The organism is Escherichia sp. KTE172 (assembly GCF_000408845.1).
Classification (GTDB): Bacteria; Pseudomonadota; Gammaproteobacteria; order Enterobacterales; family Enterobacteriaceae; genus Escherichia; species Escherichia coli.
This window is the reverse complement of record NZ_KE137316.1, coordinates 2,510,346-2,536,760: the sequence shown is the minus strand read 5'-3', so window position 1 is coordinate 2,536,760 and position 26,415 is coordinate 2,510,346. Positions and strand designations below refer to the sequence as shown.

Genomic DNA, 26,415 nt, shown 5'->3' with positions numbered 1-26,415 from the left:
CTCCGACGGGATTAACGAGTGCCGTAAACGACGATGGTTTTACCGTGTGCGGAGATCAGGTTCTGATCTTCCAGCATCTTCAGAATGCGTCCCACAGTTTCACGAGAACAGCCGACAATCTGACCGATTTCCTGACGGGTAATTTTGATTTGCATACCGTCCGGGTGAGTCATAGCATCTGGTTGTTTTGCCAGATTCAGCAGAGTCTGTGCAATGCGGCCCGTCACGTCGAGGAACGCCAGGTTGCCCACTTTCTCTGAAGTGACTTGCAGACGACGCGCCATCTGTGCAGACAGACGCATCAGAATGTCCGGGTTTACCTGAATCAATTGGCGAAATTTTTTGTACGAAATTTCAGCCACTTCACAGGCGGTTTTCGCACGTACCCATGCGCTACGTTCCTGGCCCTCTTCAAACAGGCCCAGTTCGCCAATAAAATCACCCTGATTCAGATAGGAGAGGATCATTTCTTTACCCTCCTCGTCTTTGATCAGCACTGCCACAGAGCCTTTAACGATGTAGTACAGCGTTTCCGCTTTTTCACCCTGGTGAATAAGCGTGCTCTTGGATGGGTACTTATGAATGTGGCAATGAGACAAGAACCATTCGAGAGTCGGGTCTGTTTGCGGTTTGCCAAGCACCATGCGCGGTTATCCTCTGTTATAAGCTTTCTCCAGAGCCAGATAACGCCGCTGTCTCTGGATTGCCGAAATATGCTTCCCGCTACCTGGGAAGGGGCTATCAACTGTACTGCACGGTAATGTGACGTCCTTTGCATACATGCAGTACATCAATGTATTACTGTAGCATCCTGACTGTTTTAGCATAGCTTTCGCTTTGTGTCTCCTGGTGTCTCGCTTCAGCATGACCCAGGTCGCCTTCCGTTGCGCGATTTGGTTAGTACGCGTACTCTGTCAGGAAAATTGACGCAGTGGAGTAGCAAAAATGCAAGCGCGAGTGAAGTGGGTCGAAGGGTTAACTTTTCTGGGCGAATCCGCCTCTGGTCACCAGATTTTAATGGACGGCAACTCAGGCGATAAAGCACCAAGTCCGATGGAAATGGTGTTGATGGCGGCGGGGGGTTGCAGTGCCATCGATGTGGTTTCTATTCTGCAAAAAGGGCGTCAGGATGTGGTCGATTGTGAAGTAAAATTGACCTCTGAACGCCGCGAAGAGGCACCACGCCTGTTTACGCACATTAATCTGCATTTTATCGTCACCGGTCGCGACCTGAAAGACGCAGCGGTTGCGCGTGCGGTAGATCTCTCTGCCGAGAAATATTGTTCAGTAGCGTTGATGCTGGAAAAAGCGGTGAATATTACTCACTCGTATGAAGTGGTTGCCGCGTGATTTAACTATCCCATTGTGAAGCCGGATAGTATTTTATCCGGCGTAATAGCAAAGTTACTCGATTTTCTTTCCTTCCATCAATCGTTGCACCAGCGGCAGCATAATTAATTCCATTGCCAGACCCATTTTGCCGCCAGGCACCACTAAAGTATTGATGTGGGAAATGAATGAGCCCTGCAACATCGCCAGCAGCCAGGGGAAATCGATCCCTTCCAGATTACGAAAATGGATCACCACAAAGCTTTCATCCAGCGACGGGATACCTTTTGCCGCGAACGGGTTTGAAGTGTCGACGGTGGGAACGCGCTGGAAGTTAAGATGGGTGCGGGAAAACTGCGGTGTGATGTAGTTGATATAGTCTTCCATTGAGCGCACTACCGAGTCCATCACGGCTTCTCGTGAGTGCCCGCGCTCGCTGGTGTCGCGGATCAGTTTTTGAATCCACTCAAGGTTAACGATAGGCACCACGCCGACCAGTAAGTCCACATGCTGCGCAACGTTATGCTGTGGCGTGACGACGCCGCCGTGTAAACCTTCATAAAACAGTACATCAGTGGGTTCCGGTAAAGGTTGCCATGGGGTGAATGTCCCCGGTACCTGATTCCACGGTACGGCTTCGTCGTAGGTATGCAGATATTTGCGAGATTTCCCTTTGCCGCTCTGACCATATTCAATGAAGGTTTGTTCCAGCAGGCCAAAGTCGTTCGCTTCGGGGCCGAAGTAGCTGATATGCCGCCCGGCGTCGCGCGCTTTGCGGATCGCCATGTCCATTTCCGGGCGGGTGTAACGGTGAAAACTGTCGCCTTCCACCTCAGCTGCATGCAGATTTAACTGCGCGAATATTTTACGAAACGCGAGGCTGGTGGTGGTGGTCCCCGCGCCGCTGGATCCTGTTACCGCAATGACCGGATGTTTGGCAGACATAGTAACTCCATGACTTAGCTATCATTATTATCTCGTCCGCCGACGGTTGCAGGTTATTCGCGAAACTGACTGCGCGGCATGATATTGACCGTTTCGTGCAGCTCCGACCATACCAGCACCGCTTCTCCGCACTGTAGCTGGCGTTTGACGTCGGCGACTTTCTGTTCAAGTGTACGCTCATGTTCACCATAATCGGTGCCTTCACGTAACACAAAGCTTTCAATTAAATTTTCCAGCGTTTCGGGGGAGAGGTCTTGCCACGGAATCAACATGATTTCGCCTCCAGATACGTTGTTAACCAGTCAGGAATACGTGACTCCAGCCACATTTGCGGATGAAGTAATGTACCGCCAATAAAGCCAACATGACCGCCATGTTCAGTCAGCTGATACTCCACCTGCGGGGGGAGACTTTCCGGTTTCGGGATCACCTGATGATCCATAAACGGATCGTCTTTGGCGTGAATAATCAGCGTCGGTTTGGCTATCCGATTGAGCATCGGCATGGCGCTACACTGACGATAATAGTCGATAGCGTCAGCGTAGCCGTGAATTCTGGCGGTGATGAGATCGTCAAATTCACGGATGCGACGTACCGATTTTAACTGCGCGAGATTAATCGGCAGTGTTCCGGGGTAGGCTGCCAGCTTGCGCGCGGCATTGGCTTTTAACAGGTTCAGCAAGTAACGCTGATAAACGCGGGAAAAGCCCTTTTCCATATGGTAACTACAGGCCTCCAGCATAAATGGCGCGGAGACAATTACCGCGGCATCAATCGGGAGGTTATTACCTTCTTTTGCCAGCAAACAGGCCAGCATATTACCGCCGAGCGAATAGCCGACGGCAGCCGTTGGCGCATGACCAAATTCGCGTTGCAGCCAGCGTAAAAACCAGCTGGCGTCTTCGGTTTCGCCCGAATGGTAAATGCGGTGCATACGGTTTGGTTCACCGCTGCATCCGCGAAAATGCATCACCACGCCCAGCCAGCCGCGCTTTTGTGCCGCCTCAACCAGACCGTGGGCGTAAGGGCTATTGAGACTGCCTTCCAGCCCGTGAAACACCACTAAACGCGGTTTATGTTTCGCCTGTGCGGGGTCTTCACTCCACGCGAGATCGACAAAATCGCCGTCGGGCAACTCCAGTCGCTGCCAGTGTGGGGTGAATTTCACCTGACGACGAAACAGACGCGGCAGCATGGTTTGTAGATGACAATTGCTAAAGCCGCGCATGGGGGTGAATTCAGCACTGCTGCTGAATTCATTGGCATCGGTCGTCGTTATCTGCGCCATCAGTTGCTTTGGCCTTCCAGCAGCATCTGCTCAAGCTGCTCCTGGGCTTCCAGCCACGCCATTTCGCACTCTTCCAGGCCGGATTTGGCGCTGGCTTGCTGTTGCAGGCAGGCGGTCAACTCCGCTTTACGGCTTTGATCGTACAGTTCGCTGTCGCCGAGTTTCTCTTCCGCCTGCGCCAGCTGTGCGTTCAGCTTTTCCATCTCTTTTTCCAGACGGGCGATCTCTTTACGCAGCGGTTGGGTTTGCGCACGCAGCTCCGCTTCCCGACGCTTCTGATCTTTACGTGCCTGGGCGCTGTTTGCGTTCTCTTTTGGCGCTTCGTCGGTCTGGTTTTCCTGCTTTTGTACGTCGCTCAACCACTGTTGATAATCTTCCAGATCGCCGTCGAACGGTTCGACTTTACGATCGTGAACCAGGTAGAGATCGTCAGTGGTGGAACGCAGCAAATGACGGTCGTGCGAGACGACAACCAGCGCGCCTTCGAACTCGATTAATGCTTCAGTCAGTGCCTGACGCATGTCGAGGTCAAGGTGGTTAGTCGGTTCGTCGAGCAGCAGCAGATTCGGACGCTGCCAGACAATTAATGCCAGCACCAGGCGGGCTTTTTCCCCACCGGAGAAGCGGCGCGTTTCTTCCGTCACTTTATCGCCCTGGAAACCAAAGCCGCCGAGGTAGTCACGCAGTTTTTGCTCCAGTTCCTGCGGCGCTAAACGTGCCAGATGTTGAATAGGCGATTCGTCGGCGCGCAGGTATTCAAGTTGATGCTGGGCGAAGTAGCCGAGCTTGATCCCTTTCGCCAGACCAATTTCACCGCTGACTGGCGCAAGTTCACCGGCTAACAGTTTGATTAATGTCGATTTACCCGCGCCGTTGCGGCCTAGCAGACCAATGCGCGAGCCGGGGACCAGATTCAGTTTAATCGAGTCGAGAATAATGCGATCACCATAGCCTGCGCTGACCTTTTCCATCTTCAGTAACGGATTTGGCAGGCTTTCCGGCGCGCGGAAGCTAAAGCGGAACGGGTTGTCGACGTGCGCGGGGGCAATCAGCTCCATACGCTCAAGCATCTTAATGCGGCTCTGGGCCTGCTTCGCTTTGGTGGCTTTGGCACGGAAACGGTCGATATAACTTTGCAGATGCGCCACGCGTTCCTGCTGGCTTTCGTACATCGCTTGTTGCTGCGCCAGACGGGTGGCGCGCTGAACTTCAAACGAACTGTAGTTGCCGGTGTACTCGAACATGCTTTGTTGTTCGATATGAATAATTTTATCGACGATCGGATCGAGGAAATCGCGGTCGTGAGAGATCAGGATCAGCGTGCCCTGATAGCTCTTCAGCCATTTTTCCAGCCAGATAACGGCATCGAGATCGAGGTGGTTAGTCGGTTCGTCGAGCAGCAGCAAGTCTGAACGGCAAATCAGCGCCTGGGCAAGGTTAAGACGCATACGCCAGCCACCGGAGAAATCACTTACCGGACGCTCGAGTTGTTCATTGCTGAAACCGAGGCCGTGCAACAGACTTGCGGCGCGGGAGCGAATACTCCATGCGTCAATAGCATCCAGCTTGCCATGAATGGTCGCAATGGCGTGCCCGTCGTTACGTTCGTTGGCGTCGCGTAGCTGCGCTTCCAGTTGGCGATATTCACGGTCGCCGTCAATGACATATTCCAGCGCTGCTTGCGGTAACGCCGGCGTTTCCTGATTCACCCACGCCAGTTGCCAGCTTCCCGGAAAGGTGTAGCTGCCGCCGTCGGCGCTGAGTTCATTTTTCAGCAATGCCAGCAGGGTAGATTTACCACAGCCGTTTTTACCCACCAGGCCGACTTTCTGCCCGGGGTTGATGGTGGCGGTGGCATTATCCAGCAGGACGCGCACGCCGCGACGAATTTGTAACGAGGAGAAAACAATCATAAGGTGCCGTATGTTCAGACTATGTTAACTTATCATTATGATAATGTAATGTATGGGCGAGCTGCCGCACCGGGCGCAATGGTAGCCCAAAACAGCGACTATACACAAAAACCATACCGGGAGGGGGATGATGTCTCAGCCAGCGAAAGTTTTGCTGCTGTATGCCCATCCGGAATCTCAGGACTCGGTGGCAAACCGGGTACTGCTTAAACCGGCCACGCAGCTCAGCAATGTTACCGTGCACGACCTTTACGCGCACTATCCCGATTTTTTTATTGATATCCCCCGTGAGCAGGCATTACTGCGCGAGCACGAGGTGATTGTCTTTCAGCATCCTCTTTATACCTATAGCTGCCCGGCGCTACTGAAAGAGTGGCTGGACCGGGTATTAAGCCGTGGTTTTGCCAGCGGGCCGGGAGGAAACCAACTGGCGGGAAAGTACTGGCGTAGCGTGATTACCACCGGCGAGCCGGAAAGTGCTTACCGTTATGACGCCTTGAATCGCTACCCGATGAGCGATGTTCTGCGCCCCTTTGAACTGGCGGCGGGCATGTGCCGGATGCATTGGTTGAGTCCCATCATTATTTACTGGGCGAGACGGCAAAGCGCACAGGAGCTGGCGAGTCACGCCAGAGCCTACGGTGACTGGCTGGCAAATCCGCTGTCTCCAGGAGGCCGCTGATGGAAGGTTCCGATTTTTTACTCGCAGGAGTGTTGTTTCTCTTCGCGGCGGTGGCTGCGGTGCCGCTGGCATCGCGGCTGGGTATTGGCGCTGTGTTGGGATATTTGCTGGCAGGGATTGCAATTGGCCCGTGGGGGCTGGGTTTTATTAGCGACGTCGATGAGATCCTCCACTTTTCGGAACTCGGCGTGGTGTTCCTGATGTTTATCATCGGCCTGGAGTTGAATCCCTCCAAGCTTTGGCAATTGCGGCGTTCGATTTTTGGCGTAGGTGCGGCACAGGTGCTGTTAAGCGCGGCGTTGCTGGCGGGATTATTGATGCTGACGGATTTCGCCTGGCAGGCGGCGGTGGTCGGTGGCATTGGCCTTGCGATGTCTTCAACTGCAATGGCGTTGCAACTGATGCGTGATAAAGGGATGAATCGCAGCGAATCCGGCCAGTTAGGTTTCTCGGTACTGCTGTTTCAGGATCTGGCGGTGATCCCGGCACTGGCGTTAGTGCCGTTGTTGGCGGGGTCGGCAGACGAACATTTCGACTGGATGAAGATCGGCATGAAGGTGCTGGCGTTTGTCGGCATGCTGATTGGCGGGCGTTATTTACTGCGTCCGGTATTCCGTTTTATTGCAGCTTCTGGCGTGCGGGAAGTGTTCACCGCCGCGACTCTGCTGCTGGTGTTGGGTTCCGCGTTATTTATGGATGCGCTGGGGCTGTCGATGGCGCTCGGTACGTTTATTGCGGGCGTGCTGCTGGCGGAAAGTGAATATCGCCATGAACTGGAAACGGCTATCGATCCCTTCAAAGGCTTGCTGCTCGGTTTGTTCTTTATCTCTGTCGGCATGTCACTCAACCTCGGGGTGCTTTATACCCATCTGTTGTGGGTAGTGATAGCTGTGGTTGTGCTGGTGGCGGTGAAAATTCTCGTGCTGTATCTGCTGGCGCGATTGTATGGCGTGCGTAGCTCAGAGCGGATGCAGTTTGCTGGCGTGTTGAGTCAGGGCGGCGAGTTTGCCTTTGTCCTCTTTTCTACCGCTTCTTCGCAACGCTTATTCCAGGGCGACCAGATGGCGCTGTTGCTGGTGACGGTGACGCTTTCCATGATGACCACACCGTTGCTGATGAAGCTGGTGGATAAATGGCTATCCCGCCAGTTTAACGGACCGGAAGAAGAAGACGAAAAACCGTGGGTCAACGATGATAAACCCCAGGTCATTGTCGTGGGCTTTGGGCGTTTTGGTCAGGTGATTGGTCGCTTGCTGATGGCAAATAAAATGCGCATTACCGTGCTGGAGCGGGATATCAGTGCCGTTAACCTGATGCGTAAATATGGCTACAAAGTTTATTACGGCGACGCCACGCAGGTCGATCTGTTACGTTCTGCGGGTGCAGAGGCCGCTGAGTCTATCGTCATTACCTGTAACGAGCCGGAAGACACCATGAAACTGGTGGAAATATGCCAGCAGCACTTTCCGCATTTACATATTCTTGCGCGAGCGCGCGGACGTGTGGAGGCGCATGAGTTATTACAGGCAGGGGTGACGCAGTTTTCTCGTGAGACATTCTCCAGTGCGTTAGAGCTGGGACGCAAGACGCTGGTCACGCTTGGCATGCATCCGCATCAGGCACAGCGGGCGCAGCTGCATTTTCGTCGCCTGGATATGCGGATGTTGCGAGAGCTCATCCCAATGCATGCCGATACCGTACAAATTTCTCGCGCCAGGGAAGCCCGACGCGAACTGGAAGAGATTTTCCAGCGTGAAATGCAACAAGAACGACGCCAGCTGGACGGCTGGGATGAATTTGAGTAGAGGGTAAAGATGGCAATCCGAAAACGTTTTATTGCGAGCGCAAAATGCCCGGCCTGTCAGGCGCAGGATTCAATGGCGATGTGGCGCGAAAATAATATTGATATTGTTGAATGTGTTAAGTGCGGACATCAGATGCGAGAAGCAGACAAAGAAGCCCGCGATCACGTTCGCAAAGATGAGCAAGTGATCGGGATTTTTCATCCGGACTAGCGATATGCGCCGAGTTTTTTTAAGCTAGTGAGTACACGGCTGCAGAATTCCGCTACAATCTGCGCCACTATTCTTCCCATGCTCAGGAGATATCATGAAAGTAGCAAAAGACCTGGTGGTCAGCCTGGCCTATCAGGTACGTACAGAAGACGGTGTGTTGGTTGATGAGTCTCCGGTGAGTGCGCCGCTGGACTACCTGCATGGTCACGGTTCCCTGATCTCTGGCCTGGAAACGGCGCTGGAAGGTCACGAAGTTGGCGACAAATTTGATGTCGCTGTTGGCGCGAACGACGCTTACGGTCAGTACGACGAAAACCTGGTGCAACGCGTTCCTAAAGACGTATTTATGGGCGTTGATGAACTGCAGGTAGGTATGCGTTTCCTGGCTGAAACTGACCAGGGTCCGGTACCGGTTGAAATCACTGCGGTTGAAGACGATCACGTCGTGGTTGATGGTAACCACATGCTGGCCGGTCAGAACCTGAAATTCAACGTTGAAGTTGTGGCGATTCGCGAAGCGACTGAAGAAGAACTGGCTCATGGCCACGTTCACGGTGCGCACGATCATCACCACGATCACGACCACGACGGTTGCTGCGGTGGTCATGGCCACGATCACGGTCATGAACACGGTGGCGAAGGCTGCTGCGGCGGTAAAGGTAACGGCGGTTGCGGTTGCCACTAATACCGAAAAAGTGACAAAAAAGCGGGGAATCCCCGCTTTTTTTACGCCTCAATAATGTGGCGGTGGCGTTTCTTCAGCCTGCGACGCGATGTTCGACGGCTGGCTGGCTTTTAGCTTCTCGGTCAGCAGACGCAGATGATCGCGCAGTTTCGCCATCTCCATTTCATGAGCGGTCACCGTGACGTTCAGTTCTTCAATGGTGATTTCCTGAAAAGCCAGTCGGCTCTCCAGCTCTGCCAGGCGTGCTTCAAATGATAAATCCTGCATGATTCACCTCTTTTGTCGAATGGTCGCCGCGGATTCTACTTAACTTTGCTGCCCGAGACAGCACTCATTTCGCGGTCATCGAAACTAATTTAAACAAAAAGAGTCTGAAAATAGATGATAATAGGGCGTGTCTGTATGTAGATTTGTTCGACAACGCTTTATAGTACCCTTCTGATAATAGTTAACCCTGGGGTGAGATGCCCCGATCCTGGAGATATGGATGAAATCACTGTTTAAAGTAACGCTGCTGGCGACCACAATGGCCGTTGCCCTGCATGCACCGATCACTTTTGCTGCTGAAGCTGCAAAACCTGCTACAACTGCTGACAGCAAAGCAGCGTTCAAAAATGACGATCAGAAATCAGCTTATGCACTGGGTGCTTCGCTGGGTCGTTACATGGAAAACTCTCTTAAAGAACAAGAAAAACTGGGCATCAAACTGGATAAAGATCAGCTGATCGCTGGTGTTCAGGATGCATTTGCTGATAAGAGCAAACTCTCTGACCAAGAGATCGAACAGACACTGCAAGCATTCGAAGCTCGCGTGAAGTCTTCTGCTCAGGCGAAGATGGAAAAAGACGCGGCTGATAACGAAGCAAAAGGTAAAGAGTACCGCGAGAAATTTGCCAAAGAGAAAGGTGTGAAAACCTCTTCAACTGGTCTGGTTTATCAGGTAGTCGAAGCCGGTAAAGGCGAAGCACCGAAAGACAGCGATACTGTTGTCGTGAACTACAAAGGTACGCTGATCGACGGTAAAGAGTTCGACAACTCTTACACCCGTGGTGAACCGCTCTCTTTCCGTCTGGACGGTGTTATTCCGGGTTGGACAGAAGGTCTGAAGAACATCAAGAAAGGCGGTAAGATCAAACTGGTTATTCCACCAGAACTGGCTTACGGCAAAGCGGGTGTTCCGGGGATCCCACCGAATTCTACCCTGGTGTTTGACGTAGAGCTGCTGGATGTGAAACCAGCGCCGAAGGCTGATGCAAAGCCGGAAGCTGATGCGAAAGCCGCAGATTCTGCTAAAAAATAAGCATTAAGAACCGCCGCCTGACCAGGCGGCGGTTTTTTTATTACAGGCCGGATATAATTAGTGCTGGAAAGCGGAACCTCCGCTGTATTAATTTAGTTACCCGCATCATTAATGAGCCTGCCCTGAAAAGTTAACGACAGGCTCCTGAAAAGGAGTGTTTTTTTTCATGTCCAGGTCGCTTTTAACCAACGAAACCAGTGAGTTGGATTTACTGGATCAACGTCCTTTCGACCAGACCGATTTTGATATTCTGAAATCCTACGAAGCGGTGGTGGACGGGTTAGCGATGCTTATTGGCTCCCACTGTGAAATCGTTTTGCACTCTTTGCAGGATCTAAAATGTTCAGCCATTCGCATTGCTAACGGTGAACATACAGGCCGGAAGATTGGTTCGCCAATTACCGACCTGGCGCTACGTATGCTGCACGATATGACGGGAGCGGATAGCAGCGTTTCTAAATGCTACTTTACTCGCGCCAAAAGCGGCGTATTAATGAAGTCCCTGACTATCGCGATTCGTAACCGCGAACAGCGTGTAATTGGTCTGCTGTGCATCAATATGAATCTTGATGTTCCCTTCTCGCAGATTATGAGCACTTTTGTGCCGCCAGAAACCCCGGATGTCGGTTCAAGCGTCAACTTTGCCTCTTCTGTTGAAGATCTGGTTACCCAAACGCTGGAGTTCACCATCGAAGAAGTGAATGCCGATCGCAATGTTTCTAATAACGCCAAAAATCGTCAGATCGTGCTGAATCTCTACGAGAAAGGGATCTTCGATATTAAAGACGCGATCAACCAGGTTGCTGACCGCCTGAACATCTCCAAACACACTGTCTATCTCTACATCCGCCAGTTCAAGAGCGGTGATTTCCAGGGGCAAGATAAGTAATGCGTTTTGCCATCGTGGTGACCGGGCCAGCATACGGTACGCAACAGGCGAGTAGTGCTTTTCAGTTTGCGCAGGCGCTGATTGCAGAAGGCCATGAGTTAAGCAGCGTCTTTTTTTATCGGGAAGGGGTCTATAACGCTAACCAATTGACCTCACCGGCAAGCGATGAATTTGACCTTGTGCGCGGCTGGCAACAATTGAATGCGCAACATGGTGTGGCGCTGAATATCTGCGTAGCGGCAGCGTTACGCCGCGGTATCGTCGATGAAACTGAAGCAGGAAGGCTGGGGCTGGCTTCGTCAAATCTTCAGTCGGGATTTACCTTAAGCGGACTTGGCGCGCTGGCGGAAGCCTCGCTGACCTGTGACAGGGTGGTACAGTTCTGATGAAACGAATTGCGTTTGTTTTTTCTACTGCACCTCATGGTACAGCTGCTGGTCGGGAAGGTTTAGATGCTTTACTGGCAACTTCCGCATTAACTGACGATCTGGCCGTCTTCTTTATTGCTGATGGCGTTTTTCAGCTGCTGCAAGGACAAAAGCCCGATGCAGTGCTGGCGCGTGATTACATTGCCACTTTTAAATTGTTGGGTCTGTACGACATTGAACAGTGCTGGGTTTGTGCGGCTTCACTGCGCGAACGCGGGTTAGATCCGCAGACACCCTTTGTTGTCGAAGCCACGCCGCTCGAAGCAGATGCCTTACGCCGCGAACTCGCCAACTACGATGTTATTTTGAGGTTTTGAGGCGTTTATGCTGCACACATTACATCGTTCACCCTGGCTGACGGATTTTGCTGCGCTGTTGCGTCTACTCAGTGAAGGCGACGAACTGCTATTATTGCAAGATGGTGTAACTGCCGCAGTTGACGGTAACCGCTACCTTGAAAGTCTGCGTAATGCCCCCATTAAGGTCTATGCCCTGAACGAAGACCTTATTGCCCGCGGTTTGACTGGTCAAATTTCGAACGACATCATTCCCATTGACTATACTGATTTCGTCAGACTTACGGTTAAGCACTCCAGCCAGATGGCCTGGTGATGGCGGGATCGTTGTATATTTCTTGACACCTTTTCGGCATCGCCCTAAAATTCGGCGTCCTCATATTGTGTGAGGACGTTTTATTACGTGTTTACGAAGCAAAAGCTAAAACCAGGAGCTATTTAATGGCAACAGTTAACCAGCTGGTACGCAAACCACGTGCTCGCAAAGTTGCGAAAAGCAACGTGCCTGCGCTGGAAGCATGCCCGCAAAAACGTGGCGTATGTACTCGTGTATATACTACCACTCCTAAAAAACCGAACTCCGCGCTGCGTAAAGTATGCCGTGTTCGTCTGACTAACGGTTTCGAAGTGACTTCCTACATCGGTGGTGAAGGTCACAACCTGCAGGAGCACTCCGTGATCCTGATCCGTGGCGGTCGTGTTAAAGACCTCCCGGGTGTTCGTTACCACACCGTACGTGGTGCGCTTGACTGCTCCGGCGTTAAAGACCGTAAGCAGGCTCGTTCCAAGTATGGCGTGAAGCGTCCTAAGGCTTAATGGTTCTCCGTTAAGTAAGGCCAAACGTTTTAACTTAAATGTCAAACTAAACTCGTAGAGTTTTGGACAATCCTGAATTAACAACGGAGTATTTCCATGCCACGTCGTCGCGTCATTGGTCAGCGTAAAATTCTGCCGGATCCGAAGTTCGGATCAGAACTGCTGGCTAAATTTGTAAATATCCTGATGGTAGATGGTAAAAAATCTACTGCCGAATCTATCGTATACAGCGCGCTGGAGACCCTGGCTCAGCGCTCTGGTAAATCTGAACTGGAAGCATTCGAAGTAGCTCTCGAAAACGTGCGCCCGACTGTAGAAGTTAAGTCTCGCCGCGTTGGTGGTTCTACTTATCAGGTACCAGTTGAAGTCCGTCCGGTTCGTCGTAATGCTCTGGCAATGCGTTGGATCGTTGAAGCTGCTCGTAAACGCGGTGATAAATCCATGGCTCTGCGCCTGGCGAACGAACTTTCTGATGCTGCAGAAAACAAAGGTACTGCAGTTAAGAAACGTGAAGACGTTCACCGTATGGCCGAAGCCAACAAGGCGTTCGCACACTACCGTTGGTAATCCCTTCGGAGTTTTAGTCACCAGGCGGGCGCTTCCAGTAAGCAGCCCGCTTTGGGCTACTTAAATTGAACGCCTAAAAGATAAACGAGGAAACAAATGGCTCGTACAACACCCATCGCACGCTACCGTAACATCGGTATCAGTGCGCACATCGACGCCGGTAAAACCACTACTACCGAACGTATTCTGTTCTACACCGGTGTAAACCATAAAATCGGTGAAGTTCATGACGGCGCTGCAACCATGGACTGGATGGAGCAGGAGCAGGAACGTGGTATTACCATCACTTCCGCTGCGACTACTGCATTCTGGTCTGGTATGGCTAAGCAGTATGAGCCGCATCGCATCAACATCATCGACACCCCGGGGCACGTTGACTTCACAATCGAAGTAGAACGTTCCATGCGTGTTCTCGATGGTGCGGTAATGGTTTACTGCGCAGTTGGTGGTGTTCAGCCGCAGTCTGAAACCGTATGGCGTCAGGCAAACAAATATAAAGTTCCGCGCATTGCGTTCGTTAACAAAATGGACCGCATGGGTGCGAACTTCCTGAAAGTTGTTAACCAGATCAAAACCCGTCTGGGCGCGAACCCGGTTCCGCTGCAGCTGGCGATTGGTGCTGAAGAACATTTCACCGGTGTTGTTGACCTGGTGAAAATGAAAGCTATCAACTGGAACGACGCTGACCAGGGCGTAACCTTCGAATACGAAGATATCCCGGCAGACATGGTTGAACTGGCTAACGAATGGCACCAGAACCTGATCGAATCCGCAGCTGAAGCTTCTGAAGAGCTGATGGAAAAATACCTGGGTGGTGAAGAACTGACTGAAGAAGAGATTAAAGGTGCTCTGCGTCAGCGCGTTCTGAACAACGAAATCATCCTGGTAACCTGTGGTTCTGCGTTCAAGAACAAAGGTGTTCAGGCGATGCTGGATGCGGTAATCGATTACCTGCCATCCCCGGTTGACGTACCTGCGATCAACGGTATCCTGGACGACGGTAAAGACACTCCGGCTGAACGTCACGCAAGTGATGACGAGCCGTTCTCTGCACTGGCGTTCAAAATCGCTACCGACCCGTTTGTTGGTAACCTGACCTTCTTCCGTGTTTACTCCGGTGTGGTTAACTCTGGTGATACCGTACTGAACTCCGTGAAAGCTGCACGTGAGCGTTTCGGTCGTATCGTTCAGATGCACGCTAACAAACGTGAAGAGATCAAAGAAGTTCGCGCGGGCGACATCGCTGCTGCTATCGGTCTGAAAGACGTAACCACTGGTGACACCCTGTGTGACCCGGATGCGCCGATCATTCTGGAACGTATGGAATTCCCTGAGCCGGTAATCTCCATCGCAGTTGAACCGAAAACCAAAGCTGACCAGGAAAAAATGGGTCTGGCTCTGGGCCGTCTGGCTAAAGAAGACCCGTCTTTCCGTGTATGGACTGACGAAGAATCTAACCAGACCATCATCGCGGGTATGGGCGAACTGCACCTCGACATCATCGTTGACCGTATGAAGCGTGAATTCAACGTTGAAGCGAACGTAGGTAAACCGCAGGTTGCTTACCGTGAAACTATCCGCCAGAAAGTTACCGATGTTGAAGGTAAACACGCGAAACAGTCTGGTGGTCGTGGTCAGTATGGTCATGTTGTTATCGACATGTACCCGCTGGAGCCGGGTTCAAACCCGAAAGGCTACGAGTTCATCAACGACATTAAAGGTGGTGTAATCCCTGGCGAATACATCCCGGCCGTTGATAAAGGTATCCAGGAACAGCTGAAAGCAGGTCCGCTGGCAGGCTACCCGGTAGTAGACATGGGTATTCGTCTGCACTTCGGTTCTTACCATGACGTTGACTCCTCTGAACTGGCGTTTAAACTGGCTGCTTCTATCGCCTTTAAAGAAGGCTTTAAGAAAGCGAAACCAGTTCTGCTTGAGCCGATCATGAAGGTTGAAGTAGAAACTCCGGAAGAGAACACCGGTGACGTTATCGGTGACTTGAGCCGTCGTCGTGGTATGCTCAAAGGTCAGGAATCTGAAGTTACTGGCGTTAAGATCCACGCTGAAGTACCGCTGTCTGAAATGTTCGGATATGCAACTCAGCTGCGTTCTCTGACCAAAGGTCGTGCATCATACACCATGGAATTCCTGAAGTATGATGAAGCGCCGAGTAACGTTGCTCAGGCCGTAATTGAAGCCCGTGGTAAATAAGCCTAAGGGTTAATACCAAAGTCCCGTGCTCTCTCCTGAAGGGGAGAGCACTATAGTAAGGAATATAGCCGTGTCTAAAGAAAAATTTGAACGTACAAAACCGCACGTTAACGTTGGTACTATCGGCCACGTTGACCACGGTAAAACTACTCTGACCGCTGCAATCACCACCGTACTGGCTAAAACCTACGGCGGTGCTGCTCGTGCATTCGACCAGATCGATAACGCGCCGGAAGAAAAAGCTCGTGGTATCACCATCAACACTTCTCACGTTGAATATGACACCCCGACCCGTCACTACGCACACGTAGACTGCCCGGGGCACGCCGACTATGTTAAAAACATGATCACCGGTGCTGCTCAGATGGACGGCGCGATCCTGGTAGTTGCTGCGACTGACGGCCCGATGCCGCAGACTCGTGAGCACATCCTGCTGGGTCGTCAGGTAGGCGTTCCGTACATCATCGTGTTCCTGAACAAATGCGACATGGTTGATGACGAAGAGCTGCTGGAACTGGTTGAAATGGAAGTTCGTGAACTTCTGTCTCAGTACGACTTCCCGGGCGACGACACTCCGATCGTTCGTGGTTCTGCTCTGAAAGCGCTGGAAGGCGACGCAGAGTGGGAAGCGAAAATCCTGGAACTGGCTGGCTTCCTGGATTCTTACATTCCGGAACCAGAGCGTGCGATTGACAAGCCGTTCCTGCTGCCGATCGAAGACGTATTCTCCATCTCCGGTCGTGGTACCGTTGTTACTGGTCGTGTAGAACGCGGTATCATCAAAGTTGGTGAAGAAGTTGAAATCGTTGGTATCAAAGAGACTCAGAAGTCTACCTGTACTGGCGTTGAAATGTTCCGCAAACTGCTGGACGAAGGCCGTGCTGGTGAGAACGTAGGTGTTCTGCTGCGTGGTATCAAACGTGAAGAAATCGAACGTGGTCAGGTACTGGCTAAGCCGGGCACCATCAAGCCGCACACCAAGTTCGAATCTGAAGTGTACATTCTGTCCAAAGATGAAGGCGGTCGTCATACTCCGTTCTTCAAAGGCTACCGTCCGCAGTTCTACTTCCGTACTACTGACGTGACTGGTACCATCGAACTGCCGGAAGGCGTAGAGATGGTAATGCCGGGCGACAACATCAAAATGGTTGTTACCCTGATCCACCCGATCGCGATGGACGACGGTCTGCGTTTCGCAATCCGTGAAGGCGGCCGTACCGTTGGCGCGGGCGTTGTTGCTAAAGTTCTGGGCTAATTACACGTTAATTAGTTTCGAATTAAAAAGGGCGCTTCGGCGCCCTTTTTGCTGCCCGTAATTTGAGCTCGAAATATTTAGTCGCAATTTCACTCGCTGAACTATGGCGCAAATAAAACTGTGCTATTGTAATCATAACCATTCTCATTTACACTTTGCGCAGAATTTGAACGGGAGCAATCATGTACGTTTGTTTGTGTAATGGTGTAAGTGACAAAAAAATTCGCCAGGCAGTCCGTCAGTTTCATCCGCAATCTTTCCAACAATTGCGTAAGTTTATTCCTGTGGGAAATCAATGCGGTAAGTGCATTCGCGCCGCGCGCGAAGTGATGCAGGACGAGTTGATGCAGATGCCAGAATTTAAAGAGATTGCCTGAAGCCCACGCTTATTTTTTGACATCCCGCTAGCCCCATCTACGCTCTAATAGTGGAAGCGGAGGGACTATAAAATGAAAGGTGATGTTAAAATCATAAATTATCTCAATAAACTATTGGGAAATGAGCTTGTCGCAATCAATCAGTATTTTCTCCATGCCCGGATGTTTAAAAACTGGGGCCTGATGCGTCTTAATGACGTCGAATACCATGAATCTATCGATGAGATGAAACACGCTGATAAATATATCGAGCGTATTTTGTTTTTAGAAGGAATCCCCAACTTACAGGATTTAGGCAAACTGGGGATTGGTGAAGATGTCGAGGAGATGCTGCAATCCGACCTGCGATTAGAACTGGAAGGCGCGAAGGATCTCCGTGAGGCTATCGCGTATGCCGACAGCGTTCATGACTATGTTAGCCGTGATATGATGATCGAGATCCTTGCCGATGAAGAAGGTCATATTGACTGGCTCGAAACTGAGTTGGATCTCATCGGTAAAATCGGTCTACAAAATTACCTGCAATCACAAATAAAAGTTAAAGATTAACGGCCTGCCAGCAAACTATCCCAGCCTACAACGAAACCCGCAGCCGCCAGAAATGGACCAAACGGCAGCGGGTTTTTTAATGACTCTTTTCCTCTCATAAGCAAACCAATAACTACGGCTCCGCAAGCGAATGAGGCAGCAAGGAAAACCAGTCGTGGCAAGAAGGTCCATGTATGCCAGGCACCAAGGGCGGCGAGAAACTTCACATCACCATAGCCTAATCCTTCTTTATGGCGCAGTATGCGATACCCCCAGTAAATGACAGCGAATGTGCCGTAACCAATAATCGCCCCCCATAACGCATCGGCTAAACCGTCAGGATTACAAACTTGATAGAACAAAAGACCTGACCAGAGTAACGGGCAGGTAAACCTGTCAGGTAACAAGCCATGCTTTGCATCCCAGAAAAAAAGTAGGGTTGATAAACAAGCGTACAAAATCAGAAAGGGAAGGGCAGCGTCCATAAAATATCCTCTGTAATTGGAGTATCACCATCGAATAACTCCGGATGCTCAGCAACAGAGAAATCGCTGATTTGTTAACCTGGTTCCGGTGAAAAACGCTATCTTCACAACCTTACAAATTTCGTGGAATGCAGCTCGCAATCTGCGCGTTGCGATTAATTTCTACCCGATGCTTGCGTCAGGCTCAGATTTGCGTATAATGCGCGGGCTTGTCGTAGTTGACAGCAGGTTCAATCTGAACCTCAGTTAGCCGAATTTGGCTACCTAACAATGCTCCCAATCGGGGAGCTACGTAAGAACGGTTACACTCTCCCATCAATCGTAATGGGTCTGAGGAGTAATCATTTTCGTTTATAAAATAATTGGAGCTCTGGTCTCATGCAGAACCAAAGAATCCGTATCCGCCTGAAAGCGTTTGATCATCGTCTGATCGATCAAGCAACCGCGGAAATCGTCGAGACTGCCAAGCGCACTGGTGCGCAGGTCCGTGGTCCGATCCCGCTGCCGACACGCAAAGAGCGCTTCACTGTTCTGATCTCCCCGCACGTCAACAAAGACGCGCGCGATCAGTACGAAATCCGTACTCACTTGCGTCTGGTTGACATCGTTGAGCCAACCGAGAAAACCGTTGATGCTCTGATGCGTCTGGATCTGGCTGCCGGTGTAGACGTGCAGATCAGCCTGGGTTAATCAGGTCATTGAGCGATTGAGAGGTTGAAACAATGATTGGTTTAGTCGGTAAAAAAGTGGGTATGACCCGTATCTTCACAGAAGACGGCGTTTCTATCCCAGTAACCGTAATCGAAGTTGAAGCAAACCGCGTTACTCAGGTTAAAGACCTGGCTAACGATGGCTACCGTGCTATTCAGGTAACCACCGGTGCTAAAAAAGCTAACCGTGTGACCAAGCCTGAAGCTGGCCACTTCGCTAAAGCTGGCGTAGAAGCTGGCCGTGGTCTGTGGGAATTCCGCCTGGCTGAAGGCGAAGAGTTCACTGTAGGTCAGAGCATTAGCGTTGAACTGTTTGCTGACGTTAAAAAAGTTGACGTAACTGGCACCTCTAAAGGTAAAGGTTTCGCAGGTACCGTTAAGCGCTGGAACTTCCGTACCCAGGACGCTACTCACGGTAACTCCTTGTCTCACCGCGTTCCGGGTTCTATCGGTCAGAACCAGACTCCGGGCAAAGTGTTCAAAGGCAAGAAAATGGCAGGTCAGATGGGTAACGAACGTGTAACCGTTCAGAGCCTTGACGTAGTACGCGTTGACGCTGAGCGCAACCTGCTGCTGGTTAAAGGTGCTGTCCCGGGTGCAACCGGTAGCGACCTGATCGTTAAACCAGCTGTGAAGGCGTAAGGAGATAGCAATGGAATTAGTATTGAAAGACGCGCAGAGCGCGCTGACTGTTTCCGAAACTACCTTCGGTCGTGATTTCAACGAAGCGCTGGTTCACCAGGTTGTTGTTGCTTATGCAGCTGGTGCTCGTCAGGGTACTCGTGCTCAGAAGACTCGTGCTGAAGTAACTGGTTCCGGTAAAAAACCGTGGCGCCAGAAAGGCACCGGCCGTGCGCGTTCTGGTTCTATCAAGAGCCCGATCTGGCGTTCTGGTGGCGTGACCTTTGCTGCTCGTCCGCAGGACCACAGTCAAAAAGTTAACAAGAAGATGTACCGCGGCGCGCTGAAAAGCATCCTGTCCGAACTGGTACGTCAGGATCGTCTGATCGTTGTCGAGAAGTTCTCTGTAGAAGCGCCGAAAACTAAGCTGCTGGCACAGAAACTGAAAGACATGGCTCTGGAAGATGTGCTGATCATCACCGGTGAGCTGGACGAAAACCTGTTCCTGGCTGCGCGCAACCTGCACAAGGTTGACGTACGCGATGCAACTGGTATCGACCCGGTTAGCCTGATCGCCTTCGACAAAGTCGTAATGACTGCTGATGCTGTTAAGCAAGTTGAGGAGATGCTGGCATGATTCGTGAAGAACGTCTGCTGAAGGTGCTGCGTGCACCGCACGTTTCTGAAAAAGCGTCTACTGCGATGGAAAAATCCAACACCATCGTACTCAAAGTTGCTAAAGACGCGACCAAAGCAGAAATCAAAGCTGCTGTGCAGAAACTGTTTGAAGTCGAAGTCGAAGTCGTTAACACCCTGGTAGTTAAAGGGAAAGTTAAACGTCACGGACAGCGTATCGGTCGTCGTAGCGACTGGAAAAAAGCTTACGTCACCCTGAAAGAAGGCCAGAATCTGGACTTCGTTGGCGGCGCTGAGTAAGTCGGAGGAGTAATACAATGGCAGTTGTTAAATGTAAACCGACATCTCCGGGTCGTCGCCACGTTGTTAAAGTGGTTAACCCTGAGCTGCACAAGGGCAAACCTTTTGCTCCGTTGCTGGAAAAAAACAGCAAATCCGGTGGTCGTAACAACAATGGCCGTATCACCACTCGTCATATCGGTGGTGGCCACAAGCAGGCTTACCGTATTGTTGACTTCAAACGCAACAAAGACGGTATCCCGGCAGTTGTTGAACGTCTTGAGTACGATCCGAACCGTTCCGCGAACATCGCGCTGGTTCTGTACAAAGACGGTGAACGCCGTTACATCCTGGCCCCTAAAGGCCTGAAAGCTGGCGACCAGATTCAGTCTGGCGTTGATGCTGCAATCAAACCAGGTAACACCCTGCCGATGCGCAACATCCCGGTTGGTTCTACTGTTCATAACGTAGAAATGAAACCAGGTAAAGGCGGTCAGCTGGCACGTTCCGCTGGTACTTACGTTCAGATCGTTGCTCGTGATGGTGCTTATGTCACCCTGCGTCTGCGTTCTGGTGAAATGCGTAAAGTAGAAGCAGACTGCCGTGCAACTCTGGGCGAAGTTGGCAATGCTGAGCATATGCTGCGCGTTCTGGGTAAAGCAGGTGCTGCACGCTGGCGTGGTGTTCGTCCGACCGTTCGCGGTACCGCGATGAACCCGGTAGACCACCCACATGGTGGTGGTGAAGGTCGTAACTTTGGTAAGCACCCGGTAACTCCGTGGGGCGTTCAGACCAAAGGTAAGAAGACCCGCAGCAACAAGCGTACTGATAAATTCATCGTACGTCGCCGTAGCAAATAATTTTAGAGGATAAGCCATGCCACGTTCTCTCAAGAAAGGTCCTTTTATTGACCTGCACTTGCTGAAGAAGGTAGAGAAAGCGGTGGAAAGCGGAGACAAGAAGCCCCTGCGCACTTGGTCCCGTCGTTCAACGATCTTTCCTAACATGATCGGTTTGACCATCGCTGTCCATAATGGTCGTCAGCACGTTCCGGTATTTGTAACCGATGAAATGGTCGGTCACAAACTGGGTGAATTCGCACCGACTCGTACTTATCGCGGCCACGCTGCTGATAAAAAAGCGAAGAAGAAATAAGGTAGGAGGAAGAGATGGAAACTATCGCTAAACATCGCCATGCTCGTTCTTCTGCTCAGAAGGTTCGCCTTGTTGCTGACCTGATTCGCGGTAAGAAAGTGTCGCAGGCTCTGGATATTTTGACCTACACCAACAAGAAAGCGGCTGTACTGGTCAAGAAAGTTCTGGAATCTGCCATTGCTAACGCTGAACACAACGATGGCGCTGACATTGACGATCTGAAAGTTACGAAAATTTTCGTAGACGAAGGCCCGAGCATGAAGCGCATTATGCCGCGTGCAAAAGGTCGTGCAGATCGCATCCTGAAGCGCACCAGCCACATCACTGTGGTTGTGTCCGATCGCTGAGACTCTGGAGACTAGCAATGGGTCAGAAAGTACATCCTAATGGTATTCGCCTGGGTATTGTAAAACCATGGAACTCTACCTGGTTTGCGAACACCAAAGAATTCGCTGACAACCTGGACAGCGATTTTAAAGTACGTCAGTACCTGACTAAGGAACTGGCTAAAGCGTCCGTATCTCGTATCGTTATCGAGCGTCCGGCTAAGAGCATCCGTGTAACCATTCACACTGCTCGCCCGGGTATCGTTATCGGTAAAAAAGGTGAAGACGTAGAAAAACTGCGTAAGGTCGTAGCGGACATCGCTGGCGTTCCTGCACAGATCAACATCGCCGAAGTTCGTAAGCCTGAACTGGACGCAAAACTGGTTGCTGACAGCATCACTTCTCAGCTGGAACGTCGCGTTATGTTCCGTCGTGCTATGAAGCGTGCTGTACAGAACGCAATGCGTCTGGGCGCTAAAGGTATTAAAGTTGAAGTTAGCGGCCGTCTGGGCGGCGCGGAAATCGCACGTACCGAATGGTACCGCGAAGGTCGCGTACCGCTGCACACTCTGCGTGCTGACATCGACTACAACACCTCTGAAGCGCACACCACTTACGGTGTAATCGGCGTTAAAGTGTGGATCTTCAAAGGCGAGATCCTGGGTGGTATGGCTGCTGTTGAACAACCGGAAAAACCGGCTGCTCAGCCTAAAAAGCAGCAGCGTAAAGGCCGTAAATAAGGAGCGTCGCTGATGTTACAACCAAAGCGTACAAAATTCCGTAAAATGCACAAAGGCCGTAACCGCGGTCTGGCGCAGGGTACGGATGTTAGCTTCGGCAGCTTCGGTCTGAAAGCTGTTGGCCGTGGTCGTCTGACTGCACGTCAGATCGAAGCAGCACGTCGTGCTATGACCCGTGCAGTTAAGCGTCAAGGTAAGATCTGGATCCGTGTGTTCCCGGACAAACCGATCACTGAAAAGCCGCTGGCAGTGCGTATGGGTAAAGGTAAAGGTAACGTGGAGTATTGGGTTGCCTTGATTCAGCCGGGTAAAGTCCTGTATGAAATGGACGGTGTTCCGGAAGAGCTGGCCCGTGAAGCATTCAAGCTGGCAGCAGCGAAACTGCCGATTAAAACCACCTTTGTAACTAAGACGGTGATGTAATGAAAGCAAAAGAGCTGCGTGAGAAGAGCGTTGAAGAGCTGAACACCGAGCTGCTGAACCTGCTGCGTGAGCAGTTCAACCTGCGTATGCAGGCTGCAAGTGGCCAGCTGCAACAGTCTCACCTGTTGAAGCAAGTGCGTCGCGATGTCGCACGCGTTAAGACTTTACTGAACGAGAAGGCGGGTGCGTAATGACCGATAAAATCCGTACTCTGCAAGGTCGCGTTGTTAGCGACAAAATGGAGAAATCCATTGTTGTTGCTATCGAACGTTTTGTGAAACACCCGATCTACGGTAAATTCATCAAGCGTACGACCAAACTGCACGTACATGACGAGAACAACGAATGCGGTATCGGTGACGTGGTTGAAATCCGCGAATGCCGTCCGCTGTCCAAGACTAAATCCTGGACGCTGGTTCGCGTTGTAGAGAAAGCGGTTCTGTAATACAGTACACTCTCTCGATACGAATAAACGGCTCAGAAATGAGCCGTTTATTTTTTCTACCCATATCCTTGAAGCGGTGTTATAATGCCGCGCCCTCGATATGGGGATTTTTAACGACCTGATTTTCGGGTCTCAGTAGTAGTTGACATTAGCGGAGCACTAAAATGATCCAAGAACAGACTATGCTGAACGTCGCCGACAACTCCGGTGCACGTCGCGTAATGTGTATCAAGGTTCTGGGTGGCTCGCACCGTCGCTACGCAGGCGTAGGCGACATCATCAAGATCACCATCAAAGAAGCAATTCCGCGTGGTAAGGTCAAAAAAGGTGATGTGCTGAAGGCGGTAGTGGTGCGCACCAAGAAGGGTGTTCGTCGCCCGGACGGTTCTGTCATTCGCTTCGATGGTAATGCTTGTGTTCTTCTGAACAACAACAGCGAGCAGCCTATCGGTACGCGTATTTTTGGGCCGGTAACTCGTGAGCTTCGTAGTGAGAAGTTCATGAAAATTATCTCTCTGGCACCAGAAGTACTCTAAGGAGCGAATCATGGCAGCGAAAATCCGTCGTGATGACGAAGTTATCGTGTTAACCGGTAAAGATAAAGGTAAACGCGGTAAAGTTAAGAATGTCCTGTCTTCCGGCAAGGTCATTGTTGAAGGTATCAACCTGGTTAAGAAACATCAGAAGCCGGTTCCGGCCCTGAACCAACCGGGTGGCATCGTTGAAAAAGAAGCCGCTATTCAGGTTTCCAACGTAGCAATCTTCAATGCGGCAACCGGCAAGGCTGACCGTGTAGGCTTTAGATTCGAAGACGGTAAAAAAGTCCGTTTCTTCAAGTCTAACAGCGAAACTATCAAGTAATTTGGAGTAGTACGATGGCGAAACTGCATGATTACTACAAAGACGAAGTAGTTAAAAAACTCATGACTGAGTTTAACTACAATTCTGTCATGCAAGTCCCTCGGGTCGAGAAGATCACCCTGAACATGGGTGTTGGTGAAGCGATCGCTGACAAAAAACTGCTGGATAACGCAGCAGCAGACCTGGCAGCAATCTCCGGTCAAAAACCGCTGATCACCAAAGCACGCAAATCTGTTGCAGGCTTCAAAATCCGTCAGGGCTATCCGATCGGCTGTAAAGTAACTCTGCGTGGCGAACGCATGTGGGAGTTCTTTGAGCGCCTGATCACTATTGCTGTACCTCGTATCCGTGACTTCCGTGGCCTGTCCGCTAAGTCTTTCGACGGTCGTGGTAACTACAGCATGGGTGTCCGTGAGCAGATCATCTTCCCAGAAATCGACTACGATAAAGTCGACCGCGTTCGTGGTTTGGATATTACCATTACCACTACTGCGAAATCTGACGAAGAAGGCCGCGCTCTGCTGGCTGCCTTTGACTTCCCGTTCCGCAAGTAAGGTAGGGTTACTAAATGGCTAAGCAATCAATGAAAGCACGCGAAGTAAAACGCGTAGCTTTAGCTGATAAATACTTCGCGAAACGCGCTGAACTGAAAGCGATCATCTCTGATGTGAACGCTTCCGACGAAGATCGTTGGAACGCTGTTCTCAAGCTGCAGACTCTGCCGCGTGATTCCAGCCCGTCTCGTCAGCGTAACCGCTGCCGTCAAACAGGTCGTCCGCATGGTTTCCTGCGGAAGTTCGGGTTGAGCCGTATTAAGGTCCGTGAAGCCGCTATGCGCGGTGAAATCCCGGGTCTGAAAAAGGCTAGCTGGTAATTGTCACCAATTGAATCACGGGAGTAAAGACAGATGAGCATGCAAGATCCGATCGCGGATATGCTGACCCGTATCCGTAACGGTCAGGCCGCGAACAAAGCTGCGGTCACCATGCCTTCCTCCAAGCTGAAAGTGGCAATCGCCAACGTGCTGAAGGAAGAAGGTTTTATTGAAGATTTTAAAGTTGAAGGCGACACCAAGCCTGAACTGGAACTTACTCTGAAGTATTTCCAGGGCAAAGCTGTTGTAGAAAGCATTCAGCGTGTCAGCCGCCCAGGTCTGCGCATCTACAAACGTAAAGATGAGCTGCCGAAAGTTATGGCGGGTCTGGGTATCGCAGTTGTTTCTACCTCTAAAGGTGTTATGACTGATCGTGCAGCGCGCCAGGCTGGTCTTGGTGGCGAAATTATCTGCTACGTAGCCTAATCGGAGGAAAAAATGTCTCGTGTTGCTAAAGCACCGGTCGTTGTTCCTGCCGGCGTTGACGTAAAAATCAACGGTCAGGTTATTACGATCAAAGGTAAAAACGGCGAGCTGACTCGTACTCTCAACGATGCTGTTGAAGTTAAACATGCAGATAATACCCTGACCTTCGGTCCGCGTGATGGTTACGCAGACGGTTGGGCACAGGCTGGTACCGCGCGTGCCCTGCTGAACTCAATGGTTATCGGTGTTACCGAAGGCTTCACTAAGAAGCTGCAGCTGGTTGGTGTAGGTTACCGTGCAGCGGTTAAAGGCAATGTGATTAACCTGTCTCTGGGTTTCTCTCATCCTGTTGACCATCAGCTGCCTGCGGGTATCACTGCTGAATGTCCGACTCAGACTGAAATCGTGCTGAAAGGCGCTGATAAGCAGGTGATCGGCCAGGTTGCAGCGGATCTGCGCGCCTACCGTCGTCCTGAGCCTTACAAAGGCAAGGGTGTTCGTTACGCCGACGAAGTCGTGCGTACCAAAGAGGCTAAGAAGAAGTAAGGTAACACTATGGATAAGAAATCTGCTCGTATCCGTCGTGCGACCCGCGCACGCCGCAAGCTCCAGGAGCTGGGCGCAACTCGCCTGGTGGTACATCGTACCCCGCGTCACATTTACGCACAGGTAATTGCACCGAACGGTTCTGAAGTTCTGGTAGCTGCTTCTACTGTAGAAAAAGCTATCGCTGAACAACTGAAGTACACCGGTAACAAAGACGCGGCTGCAGCTGTGGGTAAAGCTGTCGCTGAACGCGCTCTGGAAAAAGGCATCAAAGATGTATCCTTTGACCGTTCCGGGTTCCAATATCATGGTCGTGTCCAGGCACTGGCAGATGCTGCCCGTGAAGCTGGCCTTCAGTTCTAAG

General features: G+C 51.2%; 41 protein-coding genes. 34 read left to right on the top strand and 7 right to left on the bottom strand.

Annotated elements, in window-relative coordinates; all coding sequences use genetic code 11:
- Positions 1-11: 11 nt before the first annotated feature.
- Positions 12-644, bottom strand: coding sequence for a cAMP-activated global transcriptional regulator CRP (gene crp / locus G434_RS11675; protein WP_000242755.1), 633 nt, complete (start codon positions 642-644; stop codon positions 12-14).
- A 301-nt stretch (positions 645-945) separates the two neighbouring features.
- On the opposite strand from crp, the gene G434_RS11680 reads away from it, so the two are divergent.
- On the top strand, positions 946-1,350 hold the full coding sequence (locus G434_RS11680) for an OsmC family protein (RefSeq protein ID WP_001148908.1): 405 nt from the start codon (positions 946-948) through the stop codon (positions 1,348-1,350).
- A 54-nt stretch (positions 1,351-1,404) separates the two neighbouring features.
- Here the strand turns inward: G434_RS11680 and G434_RS11685 are convergent, their stop codons facing one another.
- The 4 genes from G434_RS11685 to G434_RS11700 are packed head-to-tail and all read right to left on the bottom strand — an operon-like array spanning position 1,405 to position 5,475.
- A complete protein-coding gene (locus tag G434_RS11685) occupies positions 1,405-2,274 on the bottom strand; it encodes a phosphoribulokinase (RefSeq protein ID WP_001274680.1) in 870 nt (289 codons plus the stop codon).
- A 53-nt stretch (positions 2,275-2,327) separates the two neighbouring features.
- Positions 2,328-2,546: a YheU family protein gene (locus G434_RS11690; protein WP_000907085.1), complete on the bottom strand. Its 219-nt coding sequence runs from the start codon at positions 2,544-2,546 to the stop codon at positions 2,328-2,330.
- The gene (locus G434_RS11695; RefSeq protein ID WP_000057395.1) at positions 2,540-3,562 is read right to left on the bottom strand and encodes a hydrolase; all 1,023 of its coding nucleotides are present in this window, start codon (positions 3,560-3,562) and stop codon (positions 2,540-2,542) included. Before G434_RS11695 ends, G434_RS11690 begins: the two co-directional genes overlap by 7 nt.
- A complete protein-coding gene (locus tag G434_RS11700; RefSeq protein WP_000634840.1) occupies positions 3,562-5,475 on the bottom strand; it encodes an ABC transporter ATP-binding protein in 1,914 nt (637 codons plus the stop codon). Before G434_RS11700 ends, G434_RS11695 begins: the two co-directional genes overlap by 1 nt.
- A gap of 130 nt (positions 5,476-5,605) precedes the next feature.
- On the opposite strand from G434_RS11700, the gene kefG reads away from it, so the two are divergent.
- From kefG to slyD, 4 genes are all read left to right on the top strand, one after another.
- Positions 5,606-6,157 carry a glutathione-regulated potassium-efflux system ancillary protein KefG gene (gene kefG / locus G434_RS11705; RefSeq protein WP_001297514.1) on the top strand — a complete coding sequence of 184 codons (552 nt, stop codon included), beginning with the start codon at positions 5,606-5,608 and terminating at the stop codon, positions 6,155-6,157.
- Positions 6,157-7,962 carry a glutathione-regulated potassium-efflux system protein KefB gene (gene kefB / locus G434_RS11710; protein ID WP_000399099.1) on the top strand — a complete coding sequence of 602 codons (1,806 nt, stop codon included), beginning with the start codon at positions 6,157-6,159 and terminating at the stop codon, positions 7,960-7,962. The genes kefG and kefB overlap by 1 nt, the downstream gene beginning before the upstream one ends.
- A 9-nt stretch (positions 7,963-7,971) precedes the next feature.
- Positions 7,972-8,172, top strand: coding sequence for a YheV family putative zinc ribbon protein (locus tag G434_RS11715; protein WP_001007741.1), 201 nt, complete (start codon positions 7,972-7,974; stop codon positions 8,170-8,172).
- 94 nt (positions 8,173-8,266) lie between these two features.
- Positions 8,267-8,857, top strand: a complete 591-nt coding sequence (gene slyD / locus G434_RS11720) for a peptidylprolyl isomerase (protein WP_000861334.1) — start codon at positions 8,267-8,269, stop codon at positions 8,855-8,857.
- A 48-nt stretch (positions 8,858-8,905) separates the two neighbouring features.
- Here slyD and G434_RS11725 read toward each other — a convergent pair whose 3' ends face one another.
- Positions 8,906-9,124 carry a protein SlyX gene (locus tag G434_RS11725; RefSeq protein WP_001153537.1) on the bottom strand — a complete coding sequence of 73 codons (219 nt, stop codon included), beginning with the start codon at positions 9,122-9,124 and terminating at the stop codon, positions 8,906-8,908.
- 220 nt (positions 9,125-9,344) lie between these two features.
- On the opposite strand from G434_RS11725, the gene fkpA reads away from it, so the two are divergent.
- The 11 genes from fkpA to bfr all read left to right on the top strand — a co-directional run bounded on the left by fkpA (position 9,345) and on the right by bfr (position 17,545).
- On the top strand, positions 9,345-10,157 hold the full coding sequence (fkpA, locus tag G434_RS11730) for an FKBP-type peptidyl-prolyl cis-trans isomerase (protein ID WP_000838261.1): 813 nt from the start codon (positions 9,345-9,347) through the stop codon (positions 10,155-10,157).
- Between the two features lie 166 nt (positions 10,158-10,323).
- Positions 10,324-11,046: a helix-turn-helix transcriptional regulator gene (locus tag G434_RS11735; RefSeq protein WP_000091466.1), complete on the top strand. Its 723-nt coding sequence runs from the start codon at positions 10,324-10,326 to the stop codon at positions 11,044-11,046.
- Positions 11,046-11,432: a sulfurtransferase complex subunit TusD gene (gene tusD, locus G434_RS11740; RefSeq protein ID WP_001209690.1), complete on the top strand. Its 387-nt coding sequence runs from the start codon at positions 11,046-11,048 to the stop codon at positions 11,430-11,432. Before G434_RS11735 ends, tusD begins: the two co-directional genes overlap by 1 nt.
- The gene (gene tusC / locus G434_RS11745) at positions 11,432-11,791 is read left to right on the top strand and encodes a sulfurtransferase complex subunit TusC (RefSeq protein WP_000820718.1); all 360 of its coding nucleotides are present in this window, start codon (positions 11,432-11,434) and stop codon (positions 11,789-11,791) included. The genes tusD and tusC overlap by 1 nt, the downstream gene beginning before the upstream one ends.
- A 7-nt stretch (positions 11,792-11,798) precedes the next feature.
- Positions 11,799-12,086, top strand: coding sequence for a sulfurtransferase complex subunit TusB (gene tusB, locus G434_RS11750; protein WP_000903377.1), 288 nt, complete (start codon positions 11,799-11,801; stop codon positions 12,084-12,086).
- A gap of 125 nt (positions 12,087-12,211) precedes the next feature.
- Positions 12,212-12,586, top strand: a complete 375-nt coding sequence (rpsL, locus tag G434_RS11755) for a 30S ribosomal protein S12 (protein ID WP_000246815.1) — start codon at positions 12,212-12,214, stop codon at positions 12,584-12,586.
- A gap of 96 nt (positions 12,587-12,682) precedes the next feature.
- On the top strand, positions 12,683-13,153 hold the full coding sequence (gene rpsG, locus G434_RS11760; RefSeq protein WP_001138043.1) for a 30S ribosomal protein S7: 471 nt from the start codon (positions 12,683-12,685) through the stop codon (positions 13,151-13,153).
- Between the two features lie 96 nt (positions 13,154-13,249).
- Entirely contained in the window at positions 13,250-15,364 is a 2,115-nt protein-coding gene (fusA, locus tag G434_RS11765) for an elongation factor G (RefSeq protein ID WP_000124703.1), read from the top strand.
- Positions 15,365-15,434: 70 nt separating this feature from the next.
- Positions 15,435-16,619, top strand: coding sequence for an elongation factor Tu (tuf, locus tag G434_RS11770; protein ID WP_000031783.1), 1,185 nt, complete (start codon positions 15,435-15,437; stop codon positions 16,617-16,619).
- Between the two features lie 182 nt (positions 16,620-16,801).
- Positions 16,802-16,996 (top strand): bacterioferritin-associated ferredoxin, encoded by a 195-nt coding sequence (bfd, locus tag G434_RS11775; RefSeq protein ID WP_000289090.1) that lies wholly within the window; start codon positions 16,802-16,804, stop codon positions 16,994-16,996.
- Between the two features lie 72 nt (positions 16,997-17,068).
- Positions 17,069-17,545, top strand: a complete 477-nt coding sequence (gene bfr, locus G434_RS11780; protein WP_000675515.1) for a bacterioferritin — start codon at positions 17,069-17,071, stop codon at positions 17,543-17,545.
- On the opposite strand, the gene G434_RS11785 is transcribed toward bfr, so the two are convergent.
- The gene (locus tag G434_RS11785; RefSeq protein ID WP_000338336.1) at positions 17,542-18,009 is read right to left on the bottom strand and encodes a prepilin peptidase; all 468 of its coding nucleotides are present in this window, start codon (positions 18,007-18,009) and stop codon (positions 17,542-17,544) included. The two genes, bfr and G434_RS11785, sit on opposite strands and share 4 nt — an antisense overlap.
- Before the next feature lie 378 nt (positions 18,010-18,387).
- Between G434_RS11785 and rpsJ the strand changes: the two genes are divergently transcribed.
- The 18 genes from rpsJ (at position 18,388) to rplR (ending at position 26,414) form a co-directional block, all read left to right on the top strand.
- Positions 18,388-18,699, top strand: a complete 312-nt coding sequence (gene rpsJ / locus G434_RS11790; RefSeq protein WP_001181004.1) for a 30S ribosomal protein S10 — start codon at positions 18,388-18,390, stop codon at positions 18,697-18,699.
- Positions 18,700-18,731: 32 nt separating this feature from the next.
- Positions 18,732-19,361 (top strand): 50S ribosomal protein L3, encoded by a 630-nt coding sequence (gene rplC / locus G434_RS11795; RefSeq protein ID WP_000579833.1) that lies wholly within the window; start codon positions 18,732-18,734, stop codon positions 19,359-19,361.
- A 10-nt stretch (positions 19,362-19,371) separates the two neighbouring features.
- Positions 19,372-19,977, top strand: coding sequence for a 50S ribosomal protein L4 (rplD, locus tag G434_RS11800; protein WP_000424395.1), 606 nt, complete (start codon positions 19,372-19,374; stop codon positions 19,975-19,977).
- Positions 19,974-20,276, top strand: a complete 303-nt coding sequence (gene rplW, locus G434_RS11805; RefSeq protein ID WP_000617544.1) for a 50S ribosomal protein L23 — start codon at positions 19,974-19,976, stop codon at positions 20,274-20,276. The genes rplD and rplW overlap by 4 nt, the downstream gene beginning before the upstream one ends.
- Before the next feature lie 17 nt (positions 20,277-20,293).
- Positions 20,294-21,115, top strand: a complete 822-nt coding sequence (gene rplB / locus G434_RS11810) for a 50S ribosomal protein L2 (protein ID WP_000301864.1) — start codon at positions 20,294-20,296, stop codon at positions 21,113-21,115.
- Positions 21,116-21,131: 16 nt separating this feature from the next.
- Positions 21,132-21,410, top strand: a complete 279-nt coding sequence (rpsS, locus tag G434_RS11815; RefSeq protein ID WP_001138117.1) for a 30S ribosomal protein S19 — start codon at positions 21,132-21,134, stop codon at positions 21,408-21,410.
- Positions 21,411-21,424: 14 nt separating this feature from the next.
- On the top strand, positions 21,425-21,757 hold the full coding sequence (gene rplV, locus G434_RS11820; protein ID WP_000447529.1) for a 50S ribosomal protein L22: 333 nt from the start codon (positions 21,425-21,427) through the stop codon (positions 21,755-21,757).
- Between the two features lie 17 nt (positions 21,758-21,774).
- The gene (gene rpsC, locus G434_RS11825) at positions 21,775-22,476 is read left to right on the top strand and encodes a 30S ribosomal protein S3 (protein WP_000529945.1); all 702 of its coding nucleotides are present in this window, start codon (positions 21,775-21,777) and stop codon (positions 22,474-22,476) included.
- A gap of 12 nt (positions 22,477-22,488) precedes the next feature.
- The gene (rplP, locus tag G434_RS11830; protein WP_000941212.1) at positions 22,489-22,899 is read left to right on the top strand and encodes a 50S ribosomal protein L16; all 411 of its coding nucleotides are present in this window, start codon (positions 22,489-22,491) and stop codon (positions 22,897-22,899) included.
- Positions 22,899-23,090 (top strand): 50S ribosomal protein L29, encoded by a 192-nt coding sequence (rpmC, locus tag G434_RS11835; protein ID WP_000644741.1) that lies wholly within the window; start codon positions 22,899-22,901, stop codon positions 23,088-23,090. Before rplP ends, rpmC begins: the two co-directional genes overlap by 1 nt.
- On the top strand, positions 23,090-23,344 hold the full coding sequence (gene rpsQ, locus G434_RS11840; RefSeq protein WP_000130100.1) for a 30S ribosomal protein S17: 255 nt from the start codon (positions 23,090-23,092) through the stop codon (positions 23,342-23,344). The genes rpmC and rpsQ overlap by 1 nt, the downstream gene beginning before the upstream one ends.
- A 164-nt stretch (positions 23,345-23,508) precedes the next feature.
- Entirely contained in the window at positions 23,509-23,880 is a 372-nt protein-coding gene (gene rplN, locus G434_RS11845; RefSeq protein WP_000613955.1) for a 50S ribosomal protein L14, read from the top strand.
- Between the two features lie 10 nt (positions 23,881-23,890).
- Positions 23,891-24,205: a 50S ribosomal protein L24 gene (rplX, locus tag G434_RS11850; RefSeq protein ID WP_000729185.1), complete on the top strand. Its 315-nt coding sequence runs from the start codon at positions 23,891-23,893 to the stop codon at positions 24,203-24,205.
- A 14-nt stretch (positions 24,206-24,219) separates the two neighbouring features.
- The gene (gene rplE / locus G434_RS11855) at positions 24,220-24,759 is read left to right on the top strand and encodes a 50S ribosomal protein L5 (RefSeq protein WP_001096200.1); all 540 of its coding nucleotides are present in this window, start codon (positions 24,220-24,222) and stop codon (positions 24,757-24,759) included.
- 14 nt (positions 24,760-24,773) lie between these two features.
- On the top strand, positions 24,774-25,079 hold the full coding sequence (gene rpsN / locus G434_RS11860; protein WP_001118930.1) for a 30S ribosomal protein S14: 306 nt from the start codon (positions 24,774-24,776) through the stop codon (positions 25,077-25,079).
- Positions 25,080-25,112: 33 nt separating this feature from the next.
- The gene (gene rpsH / locus G434_RS11865; RefSeq protein WP_000062611.1) at positions 25,113-25,505 is read left to right on the top strand and encodes a 30S ribosomal protein S8; all 393 of its coding nucleotides are present in this window, start codon (positions 25,113-25,115) and stop codon (positions 25,503-25,505) included.
- A 12-nt stretch (positions 25,506-25,517) separates the two neighbouring features.
- A complete protein-coding gene (gene rplF / locus G434_RS11870; protein ID WP_000091945.1) occupies positions 25,518-26,051 on the top strand; it encodes a 50S ribosomal protein L6 in 534 nt (177 codons plus the stop codon).
- Positions 26,052-26,060: 9 nt separating this feature from the next.
- Positions 26,061-26,414 (top strand): 50S ribosomal protein L18, encoded by a 354-nt coding sequence (rplR, locus tag G434_RS11875; protein ID WP_000358960.1) that lies wholly within the window; start codon positions 26,061-26,063, stop codon positions 26,412-26,414.
- Position 26,415: the final 1 nt, after the last annotated feature.